Raw genomic sequence first — 12,514 nt, 5'->3', positions numbered from 1 at the left:
AATTGAACTATGAAATTTCGAACCTATCTCGAAACGATCGCTGGAGTAGGCATTTTCCCGCTTGTCTCGCTGATCATATTTTTTGCATTTTTTGTCGGGCTGCTGATTTATGTGCTGCGCATTGACAAGAAATCTTTGAACAAAATGCGCAGCCTGCCGCTGAATGATGGTATCGTTAAGAAAACGATCCTTTCAATTGCATTCTTTTGCTGCACAGGGCTGCCGGCATTTGCACAGGAAACCGAAAAGGTGCGCGCTGTCACCGGCACGGAGCTGATCCTGTATGTGGTACTCGCGGGACTGGCATTTGTTTCTATCCAGCTGTTGATCCTGCTGGCAAATGCATGGAAACTGTTGAACAAAGCAGCGGTTCAAAACGGAAAGCCTGCCACATCATTTGCCGGCTGGTGGAAAAAATTCCGGGGCATTGGTGTCGCTTTGCAGGATGAAAAAAAGATCCTGATCGACGGTCACGATTACGACGGTATCCAGGAGCTCGATAATAGAATGCCGCCCTGGTTACAATCACTTTTTATTACGACGATCATTATTGCGATCGGCTATTCAGTCTATTATTTTGGTGGATTTGGCGATTTGCAGCTCGCTGAGCTGGAAAATGAGATCGCGCAGGCGGAGGTCGATAAAAAGGCTTATATGGAAAAGGTAGGCGCTAGTCTGGACGAAAACTCTGTAACGCTGCTCACGGAAGCGGCAGTACTGGGCCAAGGGAAAACGATTTTTCAGGAAAAATGCACAGCCTGCCACGGCGCCGACGGTGGTGGTACAGTTGGCCCCAACCTCACCGACGATTACTGGCTCCACGGCGCGGGCATTCAGAATATTTTCAAAGTGATCAAATACGGTGTTCCCGAAAAAGGGATGATCTCCTGGGAAAAACAACTTTCTCCTACCGACATTCAAAAGGTGGCCAGCTACGTCATTTCCCTGAAAGACACCAAGCCCGCGAGCCCGAAAGAGCCACAAGGCGAGCTGCTGAATGTGGATCAAGTTGCGAAGAATTGATTGCTGTTGGCTGTTGGCAATTAGCTTTTAGCTTTTAGCTATTAGCTATTAGCTATCAGGCAGCAGCTACCATGTAATAGCCAAACCCCAAACCACTATGAGCACCCCCATCTATCACCCGCAAGGTCACAAACCAACAGCCAAGGGCCAAGAGCTAATAGCTAACAGCCAACAGCTAAAAGCTAACAGCCAAAAGCCAATAGCTAACAGCCAAGACCTCAAAGCCAAACTCTACCCGCAAAGACCTACCGGCAAGTGGCATTCACGTCGTGTTGCATTCTCACTGGCTGTACTCGGCATTTTGTTTGCAACGCCTTTTATCAAAATTGACGGACAGCCGATCCTGCTGCTGAATGTACTGGAAAGGAAGTTTATCATTTTCGGTCTGTTCATCGGGCCGCAGGATTACTGGCTTTTTGGGGTGATCATGCTGACGTTCATGGTGATGGTCGTCCTGTTTACGGTCGTTTTCGGAAGGTTATGGTGCGGCTGGGCCTGCCCGCAAACGGTGTTTATGGAAATGGTCTTTCGCAAAATTGAATACGTGATCGAGGGTGACGCAGGGAAACAGAAGCTGCTGGATAAAGCGCCGTGGACTGCCGGAAAAATATTGAAAAAAGGATTGAAATACACCGTTTTCCTTACTGTTTCATTCCTGATCGCCAATCTGCTCCTCTCTTATATGGTAGGCGTTGATGAATTGGCCAGGATCGTGCGCGAGCCGCTGGAAGATCGTATTCCGCTGTTTTCAGGCATTGTTGCATTCACCGCCATCTTCTATTTCAATTTTGCGTGGCTGCGCGAAAAAGCTTGTACGGTAGTGTGCCCGTACGGTCGATTGCAAAGTGTTTTGATCGACCGGAATACGATCACAGTCGCCTACGATCACGAGCGGGGCGAGACGCGCGGGAAACTTCACAAAAACGAAGTCCGCACAAACGGCGATTGCATTGACTGTTTTCAGTGCGTGGCCGTGTGCCCCACCGGGATCGATATCCGCAACGGTAATCAGATGGAATGCGTGAATTGTACCGCCTGCATCGACGCCTGCGACGCGATCATGGAAAAAATCGATTTCAAAAAAGGGCTGATCCGCTACACTTCTGAAAATGATATTGAGCAAAAAAGCAGCAGATCTTTCGGTCCGCGGGTTTGGGGATATGCTGCGGTCCTGCTGCTGTTATGCGGCGGGCTGGTTGGTATGATCGCCACCAGAAGCGATACGCAAACGTCTTTTTTACGCACGCCGGGCAGCAGGTATATGGAGAATAATGACAACACAATCAGCAATTTATACACTTTCAAGATCTTCAACAAAACAAACAGGAAGATCACACCGACGATACGCCTGAACGCACCGGCGGGTACATTACTCTTCGCCGGCTCTCCCGACCTCACCATGCAGCCGGCAGGAATGGCGGAGGGGACCATATTTGTCACAATTCCCAAGAACAGATTACCCAACCGAAAAACAGTGATCAAACTTTCTGTATACCAGGGAAATACATTGCTGGAAGATTTTGAAACCACATTTATGGCACCACAGGATTAATCGAAACGGATATGAAAAAGTTAAAAATGAATTGGGGAGCGGGAATTGCCGCCGTTTATCTTGGATTTGTGATCATGATCCTCGCGCTGGTAGGCATGAGCACGAGTCAAAAAATCGATTTGGCTACGGATAAATATTATGATGAAGAACTAAAATTTCAGGAAAAGATCGATAAAACGCAGCGCGCATTGTCACTGCCCCAACAGCTATCCTGGGAACTCGCAGGTGACCAGATCCGCATTCATTTTCCTGAAAACTTTACTGACAATTCAATTTCCGGTAAACTAAAACTGTACTGTCCCTCCAATAATCAAAACGACCGCACATTTGAGCTTAAAGCGGCTGAACAAAAGCAGCTTATTTCGCTTAAAAACGTTCCCGAAGGAAGATACACCCTGCAATTTGACTGGCAGGCAGGCGCGGAAACCTATTGGAACGAGGGCGTGCTGACATTGGAACAAACTAAAAACCATACTCCAGAATGACTACCGCCCTGCCCCTGCTGGCCCTGACAATGGGATTGGTGAGCAGCCTGCATTGCATCGGCATGTGCGGCCCGATCGCGCTCGCTATGCCCGTTCACCGGGGAAACTTTGTGTGGCAGGCAGCCGGGTTGCTGACCTACAATTTGGGCCGCGCAGGTGGTTATGCCTTACTGGGGATGCTCGTCGGCTCGCTTGGCGCATCCCTGGCCTGGATCGGGCTGCTGCAATACCTTTCCATTGCGGCAGGAATCGTAATGTTGTTCTACGTTTTCTGGCCGGGCTCCTTGAACAGGTACCTGAAGCCACCGGTTTTTTGGGTAAAATTGATCAGCACTCTGAAAAAGAAAATGGCGCTGCTACTGCAAAGCCGCAGGCTGGACAAATCCGCATTACTGGGTTTTCTGAATGGATTACTGCCCTGCGGAATGGTATATATGGCGCTGCTGAGTTCCGTTGCGACGGGTTCAACCGCCGGTGGCGCCATTTATATGCTGCTCTTCGGACTGGGTACATTCCCGGCAATGCTTGCGGTGGGTTTGGCAAGGCAAAAGATAAGCCCGGCGGTGCGTTCCAGGATCAATCATTTCACGCCATTCGTGCTGGCTTTGGCCGGGATCTGGCTGGTCGCGCGCGGGATATGGGTTGAGTTACCGCAGCGTCGGGTGGGCAGTTCTTCAACAGTCACGGTTTGCAAATAGCGTCGCCAAACAATCAAAGTATGTTTTTTTCATGACCTGCATCATGTTTTGAAAATGCCCGACCGGGTAGTTTTGGTACCAGATCATTTACATTCAACTACGAAGATGGACAAGGATTTGTTATTTAAATACAATACCCCGGGGCCGAGATATACCAGCTATCCCACCGTGCCTTATTGGCAAAAAACACCTCCCAGCGAAGCAAAATGGAAAGAATTGGTGCATGATGCATTCTCATTTTCAAATTGCAAAGAAGGGATCAGCCTCTATGTCCACCTGCCTTTTTGCGAAAGCTTATGTACTTACTGCGGCTGCAACACGCGGATCACCATCAACCACGCGGTCGAAAATAAGTACATCGACGCGGTTTTAAAAGAGTGGGAAATGTACTTTTCCGTGTTTGGTGAAAATGCCCCGGTTATCCGCGAGCTGCACCTGGGCGGCGGGACACCTACCTTTTTCAATCCCAAAAACCTGACGAGACTGATTCTGGGTTTACTCGAAAAAGCTGTTGTCCACCCGAAAGCCAGTTTCAGTTTTGAGGCACATCCGGGCAATACTACCGATGAACACCTGGTTGCGCTGTTTCATGTCGGTTTCAGGCGGATCAGCATTGGCGTGCAGGACTTTAACCCGCTGGTACTCGCCGTGATCAACCGCCATCAAACCTACGAGCAGGTCCGCCACCTGACCGAAAAAGCACGGGAACTGGGCTACACTTCAATCAATTATGATATTGTTTATGGACTTCCCGAGCAGCGTCTTTGCTCGATGATGCAAACGATGATGCGTGTGATTCAGCTCAAACCCGACCGCATCGCATTTTACAGCTACGCACACGTTCCCTGGATCAAACCCGGCCAGCGCAACTTTACGGAGCTCGATCTGCCGGATGCCGAAAAGAAAATGGCGATCTACGAAACTGGCAGAAACGCATTGGAACTCGCAGGTTACCAGGATATTGGCATGGACCACTTTGCGCTGGAAACGGATGAATTGTACATTGCCCAGCAGGAAAACCGCCTGCACCGCAATTTTATGGGCTACACCGATACCCAAACGCAGCTCCTGATCGGCCTCGGCGCTTCTTCGATCAGCGACTGCTGGTGGGGATATGCGCAGAATGAGAAAAAGACCGAAGACTACTACAAGCGGGTAGCTGCAAATGAGCTTCCGATCATCAAAGGACACGTTCTGAGCCGCGAAGACCTCATCCTCCGCAAGCATATCCTGCATTTGATGACCGGGTTTAAAACCTCCTGGACCAGTACTTCCGAAATAACGGGCGAAGTATACCAGGCAGTAGAAAGGCTGGCCGAACTGGAAGCGGATGAACTGATTGAGACAGAACCTTTTCGTTTGCGTGTAACGGAAAAAGGCAAGGCCTTTGTCCGGAATATATGTATGGCGTTCGACGCCAGATTGTGGGCAGATTTGCCTCAAACGAACCTTTTTAGTCAAACTATTTAACCGGCGCTTCCTTGCGCCGTTCACCCGAGTCAAGTACCTTGGTATGTTTGATACTGATATTTTAATCCATACCCAGGTGATGACACGGCACATAGAAATGCTGGACGCGCTGTTCAAGCATGCGACGGAAGGCATTGTCGTGGTGGACAAGAGCGCCAGCATTGTAATGTTGAACCCCAAGGCCAGGGAGCTTTTTGGTTACCACGACCAGGAATTGATTGGCAAAAAGATCGAAACGCTGATCCCGCAGCGCTATTCCAAAAACCACGTAGGCTATCGAGACACTTACCTCGAAATGCCCCGGGCGCGTGGTATGGGCCACATGATGGACCTTTTTGCCCGCCGTCGGGATGGATCGGAATTTCCGGTAGAAGTGAGTTTGAGCCCGTTTAAAACGTCGGACGGAGAGTTTGTGGTCAGTTTTGTCATTGATATTACCGAACGTAAAAAGCAGGAAAACCGAATCATCGAGGCCAATCTTGAAATACAAAAACTCAATGCGGAGCTGGAAGAGCGTGTAGAGCAACGCACGCGCGAACTTGCTTTGGCAATTCAGCGGGTGGAGCAATCACAGGAAGAGGTGATCCGGGCTTTGAAAAAGGAACGGGAGCTTAATAATATGAAAAGCCAGTTTGTAACCATCGCTTCCCATGAGTTCCGCACACCGCTCGCTACCATATTGTCCTCGGCATCGCTGATCGGCCGGTACCCAAAGACGGAGGACGAAGAAAAGCGGCAGAAACACGTGCAGCGTATTAAGTCGACAGTCGCAAACCTGACCGAGATATTAAACGACTTTTTGTCCATTGGAAAACTGGAAGAAGGCAGGGTAAAAAGCATTCCAGTGCAAACGAACCTGCAAGAATTTGCCCGTAACCTGATCGAAGAGATCAAAGGTTTGTGCAAAGAAGACCAGCAGATCCGTTTCAGTTTTGAGGGTGAACCGGAAGTGTGGCTGGATAAACAACTGTTACGCAATGTACTTTTCAACCTGCTTTCCAATGCGATCAAATATTCGGAACCGGGAAAATCTATTTTCCTGAGAATTAAAACCGAAAGCAAGGCAATTCATATTCAGGTGGAAGACCAGGGAATCGGTATCCCGCAAGCCGATCAGCTGCACATTTTCGATCGGTTTTTCAGGGCTCAGAATGCTGGAAATGCACAGGGTACCGGACTCGGGCTCAATATTGTTCAAAATTATATGGACCTGATGGGAGGCAAGGTCGACTTTACCAGTGACACCGGAAAAGGGACTGTCTTCAACCTCTTCCTCCCCAATTATGCACCCGTCGGCCCGATCATAGAAACAGACATTTAAAAAACTCATCCCCTTGGAAATCAAAAAGATATTATTAATTGAAGACAATCCCGAAATGCGGGAAAACACGGCTGAAATTCTGGAATTGGCCAGTTATGAGGTAGTTACCGCTCAAAACGGCAAGGAGGGTGTGCAGCTCGCTACCCAGCACCAGCCCAGTCTGATTATCTGCGACATTATGATGCCCGAGCTCGACGGCTACGGCGTGCTGCATATGCTCGGAAAAGACGAGCGTACTGCACATATTCCTTTCGTTTTCCTGACTGCAAAAGCTGAAAAGGACGACTACCGGAAAGGTATGACCATGGGCGCTGACGATTACCTGACGAAACCTTACGACGATGTAGAACTGCTGAACGCCGTGGAAATGCGCTTAAAAAAAAGCGACCGCCTCAAAAAGCAGTTCCACCGCTCGGCAGACGGGCTGGACAGGTTTATTGAAGAATCAAAAGCTTTTGATCTGTTTGCCAAACTCGCTGAGGATAAGAAAGTAAAGCATTTAAAAAAGAAGGAAACGGTGTACACGGAAGGCAGCTATCCGTCCCACGTTTATTTCCTCCAAAACGGGAAAGTAAAAGCTTACAAATCCAACGACCACGGGAAAGAGTACATTACCGATCTCTATAAAGAAGGTGATTTTTTCGGCTACCTCGATCTGTTACAAGGCGAACCTTACCAGGAATCGACCATTGCGCTGGAAAAGTCGGAAGTAGCGATGATACCCAAAGACGATTTTTTTCAGCTATTGCAAGGCAATCGCGAAGTAGCTTCCAAGTTTATCAAGATGCTTTCGAACGAAGTAAAGGACCGGGAAGAGCGGTTGCTGCAACTGGCCTATAATTCTGTGAGAAAAAGGGTGGCACAAGCGCTGGTAATGCTGGTGCAGCGTTACCAGGAAGATCGCTCGAAGCCATTTTCGATGTCGATTACCCGCGAAGATATTGCTTCTATTGTGGGTACGGCCACTGAGACCGTGATCCGTACCCTTTCGGATTTCAAGGAAGAAAAGCTGGTGGATATGAAGGGCAGCCTGATCACAGTACTGGAATATGACAAGCTGCTGCGGATGCGGAACTGACGGGAACAAGCTCATTTTCAATGCTGGCCAACTGAGCCAGCATTTCTTTTTTATTAGGCTCAGGTTCATTTAATGACGGGATCAGTTCACGGTAATAAGCAATTCCATTCAAGAGCTGATCTTTGAATTTTACAAAGTACTTCCCCTTTCTGGCATCCGCAGATCCTGCGTTTCTTTCCATATCTTTTTTCAGATAATCAACATACAAACGCAGTTCATTGATGAACATATGCGGGCGCGGCTTTTTCGATAGAAGGTCAATTTTTCCGTAAATGTGCGCTACTAATTCGTTAAGCGTCAGTACCCCCGAAAACCAGGCAAGGTTTGGCCCCGGGCAAATGGCTACGGCTTTATTTTCACGCGGACTGAGCAGATTATTTTTCAGCAATGCGGCAGTTGACAATCCATCACAGAGGCACAACTTTTCGGTTACCTTTTCAATTTGCTCTTTCAGATCTGACGGATTGAGCGACCGCAATTGTTTGATCTTCAAATTCTGGAATTGCCGCGATGCCGTGCAGATTGGCTCTTTTGTAAAGGTAGTGTCCGAAACAAGATAACGTTTGTGGCAGGGGCTTCCCGGTCTTCCTTTCGCAATGCGTTCCTGTCTCTGCTTCTCGGCGCTGCTTCTTCTGAAGTTGTTGAACAAAACACCCAGCGGCGACGAGTCGCTTACATAGTAATCGTCGCTTTCCGAAGTTGCGAGTGCGTCCAAAGTTTCCTGATCCACGTTTGTCACCTCCGGCACCAGCAGAAACGGACTCCCCCAGCCCGTCGCGTCGAGCTGGTAATGCCTCATCAGAAATTCATTTTCAGCGGCTGTACCGATGCCACCCTGAACGGTCACTTTTACGTCCGGGATAACTGAAATCTGGTAGCCGCATATATGTATTGCTTCCCGGTAAAGTTCAAAAAGCTCACGCCGCATATCCTCCCGTTTAACCTTAAATTCTTCGAGTACCGGGCCTAGCAGATAACCCTCCGTCGCGAAAGCATGGCCGCCGCAATTCAACCCTGATTCTATCCTGAATTCCGAAACCCAGATTCCCTTTTTTGCCAGAAACTTCGCCTGGATCAGCGCGGAACGGTAGTCGCTCACCTTCAGGGTAAGCTTTTTTCTGAATTGACCATTTGCGTCAGGGAAAAATTCAGGGAAATTTTCAAGATAACTGTATAGTCTCGGATTCATTCCGGCTGATAAAATCAGCGACGATTGGAGGCTACTTCTCGCAAAACCGCGCATTGCAGCCAGCGCATCGGTGTAAATATCCCCCAGACTTTCACCGTCAGTATCCAGGTTTACCTTATCGACCTTGGACATGATATTGACGTCAATATCTCCCTGTGTGAGTTTGGCCCGCAACTCAGCCTCGGCCACGCTCCGCATTGTACCCGACAGCCGGAGAAGCTCTTCATACTGAACTTTCAGAGGAGAAGACGCAGGAAGCAATTGAAAGTAACGGTCAATTCCGGAATTATTTTCAAAAGGCGCGCTGCACAGTTCCTGAAACCGCTGGTCCGCAATGCGTTTGATCAGGTTGAGATAGTCTGTAATCCGGGTTGCACGATAATCTTCCCCGGTTTTGTCGATCGGACGATAGTGCTCGCCCAGTAGCATATAATAGTATTTCCGCATTCGCTCGATCAGTTCATCATCGACGATAGAAATGACGGAGGAAATGCCAAAATGGGCAACTTTAACCGGAGTATCAATGGAATATCCCAGGCCGAGGACGGGAATATGGAAGGTATGCGACATATTCTGTTTGGATTAGATTTAACAATCTGCATCCAAAACTACCGCAGGAATCAGGCAAAAAAACTGAGTTAAACGCCCCGGTTAAATGAGAAATATCATCATTTATCCAGAAACTCCCCGATTATCAGCGCTGTGAATTCGGGCATTTTACTTCCCGGCCTGGCGGTACATATTTCACCCAGACATGCCCCGTGAATGCCGGGCAGGATCACCAGTTCGGCATGCGGAATGAGCTGCGCAGTCTCCACGGCATGGTCGATCGTAATTACGTCCTGGTTCCCTGCAATGATCAGCGCGGGGGCTTGTATGGATCGGATCTTGTCTTCGGGCCAGTCGGTGAATGCGCGCATCCTGTCACGGTCTTTATCATGCATCACCTGTAAGCCTTCTTTATTCTCTGCCACTTCGAGAAATGCAGTTTGCAGCGGCATGGGCATCTTATCGAGCGATGCAGTTTCCATAAATTCAAAAAAACCAGGGATCAGGCCCTCCCTTTTCCAGCAGGCGGCGACAGCTACCAACTTACGGACCATATGCGGGTGCCGGATTGCAATTTGCATCACCGAGCTTCCGCCGTTACTGAACCCTAGCAAATCGGCTTTCTCAATTCCCAAATTTTGAAGCAGGCTTACTACATCGTCGGCGTCCTGTTCAAAGGTAACACCAGCTTCCCGGTCACTGGTGCGTCCGTGCGCCTGCAGATCTACCCCGATCACTTTCCTGTTTTGCGCCAAAAATGGAATGATATTTCCGAAAGTTGTTTCAATAGTCGACCCGCCGCCGTGCACCAGCACCAGCGGAACGTCGCCGGAACCATGGATCTGGTAGTACATTTTCAGGCCGTTCACCTGCTCATAGCCCTCTCTGAATGCGATTTCCTGCTGCATTTTAGTGCTTCTTTTGAGATTGTTTTGGAAAAGTGTTCAATACTAAAAGCTTTTAACCGACTGGTTGATTAGCTGCATTTTAATTAACCTATACCATTTAAACCGTCTTTCTGGCCGATAAATAAGTCAAATTGCACAACTGCACTTAGGTAGGCTAATTTGTAAATTTGCAAAACATATTCAAAAGCCTTCAAAATGTTAAAACTATCCTTCTTCATTATCTGTTTCTCTGTTATGATCACACAGGCAAGTCCGGTTCTTTCTCCACCTCAAAACGAGAATAGTTTTCTTACAGAAACAGTTGATTGCGGCAGCGTCGCTCAGATCGACCTCTTTCGCCGCGCAAGACTCTGGGTAGCCCAGGCGCACCCAGACGGGAAAGTACTCGTGTCAGACAAGGAAACCGGCGACCTGGTCGTGCAGGGGCTGACCAGCATTAATATTCCCCGCTCAGAAAATTCGTCAGGCGGCGTATACCAATTCAGATACGCGCTGGTGATTGAATGTGCGAACCGGAAGTACCGCGCGACCATTCATAATGTGGAGTTGCTGGATGTAGGCAATGGAAAATTCACACCGATCCGCCCCTTTCCTTTGAAATCAGAAAAAGACCTGCAAGCTTTTAATACGCAGCTAGGAGGCAAGTTCAACAGCATGTTCAACGAACTGCGGGAAAATGTCAAGGACTATACACCATTTTGAAAAAAAGTCCTGATTCGCGTGAATCAGGGCTTTTTTAGTTAGTTTGGGAGCTATGCCAGGATGGGCTTCACCACTTTCCCGTGCACATCGGTCAAGCGATATCTCCGGCCCTGGTGTTTGAATATCAGCTGCTCGTGGTCCACACCCATCAAATGCATTACAGTGGCCTGAAAATCATGCACATGCACGGGATCTTTGATAACGTTATAGCCAAAATCGTCGGTCTGGCCGTAGACGAATCCTTTTTTAACGCCGGCACCCGCCATCCAGATCGTAAAGCTCCGCGGATGGTGGTCGCGACCATAGTTATCGCGGGTCAATTTCCCCTGCGAATAAGCCCCGCGCCCGAATTCTCCTCCCCAAACTACCAGCGTTTCGTCGAGTAACCCGCGCTGTTTTAAGTCGGTGATCAAAGCCGCGGAGGCCTGGTCGACGCTTTTTGCCATTGTTTTAATATCGTTTGGCAAATTGCCATGCTGGTCCCAACCCTGGTGATACAGCTGCACGAACTTCACATCCTTTTCAATGAGCTTGCGTGCGAGCAGGCAGTTGGCAGCAAATGTGCCCGGCTTGCGCGATTCCTCTCCGTACAAGTCAAAGATATATTCAGGCTCCTTCGAGATATCCATCGTTTCAGGCACCGCGGTTTGCATACGGTACGCCATTTCGTACTGCGCCATACGGTAATTGATCTCCGGATCAAGGATTTTTTCAAATTGTCCTTGTTGCAGCTTGGCCAGTGAATTCAGCATGCGTCTGCGGCTGGAGCGGTCAATTCCTTCCGGGTTATTAAGGTAAAAAACCGGGTCGGGACCGGAACGGAATACGACACCCTGATGCACAGAAGGCAAAAATCCATTGCTCCATAACTTCGCATAAAGCGGCTGGTCCCCTGCTCGTCCTTTTGACAATAAAACCACAAACGAAGGCATATTCTTGTTATCCGACCCTAATCCATAACTGATCCAGGAACCCCACGAAGGCCGGCCACCCTGCTGGCTGCCAGTCTGAAAAAACGTCACCGCCGGATCGTGGTTAATAGCCTCCGTAAACATCGAACGAATGAAAGTGACATCGTTCACAATGCTGGAAGTGTATGGCATTAACTCACTGATCATCATATCGTTTTCACCATGCCGAGCAAATTTGTATTTCGAAGCCGCCAGCGGAAAGCTGCTTTGACCAGCCGTCATTCCGGTAAGCCGCTGCCCTTTTCTGACAGATTCGGGCAGATCCTTTCCCCACATCTCTTCCAGCTTGGGCTTGTAGTCAAAAAGTTCGAGCTGCGAGGGAGCGCCACTTTGAAACAGGTAGATAACCCGTTTTGCCTTGGGAGCGAAATGCGGGTGGCCAAGTGGCAAACCGGCCGCTTCGCCCGCTGCCTGAACCGGCTTTTTGGCCATACCATTATCGGCATTCAGCAAAGAGGCCATCGCCGCCGCACCTAGCCCGAGACTGGTTTTTGAGAGGAAATTCCTTCTGCTCAATTGCTCGTGGACGTGGTTTTCAAGTTCGTTATATAAGCTCATGCTGCTGATT

The 12,514-nt window shown here is 48.9% G+C and carries 11 protein-coding genes; 8 read left to right on the top strand and 3 right to left on the bottom strand.

What is annotated here, in order from left to right; translation table 11 throughout:
• The first annotated feature begins 9 nt into the window (after positions 1 to 9).
• The 7 genes from FXO21_RS23885 (at position 10) to FXO21_RS23855 (ending at position 7,627) form a co-directional block, all read left to right on the top strand.
• A complete protein-coding gene (locus FXO21_RS23885; RefSeq protein ID WP_149642435.1) occupies positions 10 to 1,023 on the top strand; it encodes a cbb3-type cytochrome c oxidase N-terminal domain-containing protein in 1,014 nt (337 codons plus the stop codon).
• 97 nt (positions 1,024 to 1,120) lie between these two features.
• Entirely contained in the window at positions 1,121 to 2,575 is a 1,455-nt protein-coding gene (gene ccoG, locus FXO21_RS23880; RefSeq protein WP_149642434.1) for a cytochrome c oxidase accessory protein CcoG, read from the top strand.
• Between the two features lie 11 nt (positions 2,576 to 2,586).
• Entirely contained in the window at positions 2,587 to 3,060 is a 474-nt protein-coding gene (locus tag FXO21_RS23875) for a FixH family protein (protein WP_149642433.1), read from the top strand.
• Positions 3,057 to 3,758 (top strand): sulfite exporter TauE/SafE family protein, encoded by a 702-nt coding sequence (locus tag FXO21_RS23870; RefSeq protein WP_225865837.1) that lies wholly within the window; start codon positions 3,057 to 3,059, stop codon positions 3,756 to 3,758. Before FXO21_RS23875 ends, FXO21_RS23870 begins: the two co-directional genes overlap by 4 nt.
• 105 nt (positions 3,759 to 3,863) lie before the next feature.
• A complete protein-coding gene (hemN, locus tag FXO21_RS23865; RefSeq protein WP_149642432.1) occupies positions 3,864 to 5,228 on the top strand; it encodes an oxygen-independent coproporphyrinogen III oxidase in 1,365 nt (454 codons plus the stop codon).
• Positions 5,229 to 5,307: 79 nt separating this feature from the next.
• Positions 5,308 to 6,549 (top strand): PAS domain-containing sensor histidine kinase, encoded by a 1,242-nt coding sequence (locus FXO21_RS23860; RefSeq protein WP_225865836.1) that lies wholly within the window; start codon positions 5,308 to 5,310, stop codon positions 6,547 to 6,549.
• 19 nt (positions 6,550 to 6,568) lie between these two features.
• Positions 6,569 to 7,627, top strand: a complete 1,059-nt coding sequence (locus FXO21_RS23855; RefSeq protein WP_192579375.1) for a response regulator — start codon at positions 6,569 to 6,571, stop codon at positions 7,625 to 7,627.
• Here the strand turns inward: FXO21_RS23855 and FXO21_RS23850 are convergent.
• Positions 7,584 to 9,386, bottom strand: coding sequence for a hypothetical protein (locus FXO21_RS23850; protein WP_149642429.1), 1,803 nt, complete (start codon positions 9,384 to 9,386; stop codon positions 7,584 to 7,586). The genes FXO21_RS23855 and FXO21_RS23850 overlap by 44 nt on opposite strands.
• A 98-nt stretch (positions 9,387 to 9,484) precedes the next feature.
• Positions 9,485 to 10,273: an alpha/beta fold hydrolase gene (locus tag FXO21_RS23845; RefSeq protein ID WP_149642428.1), complete on the bottom strand. Its 789-nt coding sequence runs from the start codon at positions 10,271 to 10,273 to the stop codon at positions 9,485 to 9,487.
• Between the two features lie 195 nt (positions 10,274 to 10,468).
• Here FXO21_RS23845 and FXO21_RS23840 point away from each other — a divergent pair, with 195 nt between their 5' ends.
• Positions 10,469 to 10,975 (top strand): DUF4468 domain-containing protein, encoded by a 507-nt coding sequence (locus FXO21_RS23840; RefSeq protein ID WP_149642427.1) that lies wholly within the window; start codon positions 10,469 to 10,471, stop codon positions 10,973 to 10,975.
• Between the two features lie 50 nt (positions 10,976 to 11,025).
• On the opposite strand, the gene FXO21_RS23835 is transcribed toward FXO21_RS23840, so the two are convergent.
• Positions 11,026 to 12,504 carry a DUF1501 domain-containing protein gene (locus FXO21_RS23835; protein ID WP_149642426.1) on the bottom strand — a complete coding sequence of 493 codons (1,479 nt, stop codon included), beginning with the start codon at positions 12,502 to 12,504 and terminating at the stop codon, positions 11,026 to 11,028.
• Positions 12,505 to 12,514 lie beyond the last annotated feature (10 nt).

Source organism: Dyadobacter sp. UC 10 (genome assembly GCF_008369915.1).
Classification (GTDB): domain Bacteria; phylum Bacteroidota; class Bacteroidia; order Cytophagales; family Spirosomataceae; genus Dyadobacter.
Note: the sequence above shows the minus strand (reverse complement) of the source record. Positions and strands in the feature narration are given on the sequence as shown.

Coding starts and splice junctions, on each gene's coding strand:
- ccoG (WP_149642434.1), top strand. CDS start 1,121: ATGAGCACCCCCATCTATCACCCGCAAGGTCACAAACCAACAGCCAAG.
- FXO21_RS23845 (WP_149642428.1), bottom strand. CDS start 10,273: ATGCAGCAGGAAATCGCATTCAGAGAGGGCTATGAGCAGGTGAACGGC.
- FXO21_RS23840 (WP_149642427.1), top strand. CDS start 10,469: ATGTTAAAACTATCCTTCTTCATTATCTGTTTCTCTGTTATGATCACA.
- FXO21_RS23870 (WP_225865837.1), top strand. CDS start 3,057: ATGACTACCGCCCTGCCCCTGCTGGCCCTGACAATGGGATTGGTGAGC.
- hemN (WP_149642432.1), top strand. CDS start 3,864: ATGGACAAGGATTTGTTATTTAAATACAATACCCCGGGGCCGAGATAT.
- FXO21_RS23835 (WP_149642426.1), bottom strand. CDS start 12,504: ATGAGCTTATATAACGAACTTGAAAACCACGTCCACGAGCAATTGAGC.
- FXO21_RS23885 (WP_149642435.1), top strand. CDS start 10: ATGAAATTTCGAACCTATCTCGAAACGATCGCTGGAGTAGGCATTTTC.
- FXO21_RS23860 (WP_225865836.1), top strand. CDS start 5,308: ATGACACGGCACATAGAAATGCTGGACGCGCTGTTCAAGCATGCGACG.
- FXO21_RS23875 (WP_149642433.1), top strand. CDS start 2,587: ATGAAAAAGTTAAAAATGAATTGGGGAGCGGGAATTGCCGCCGTTTAT.
- FXO21_RS23850 (WP_149642429.1), bottom strand. CDS start 9,386: ATGTCGCATACCTTCCATATTCCCGTCCTCGGCCTGGGATATTCCATT.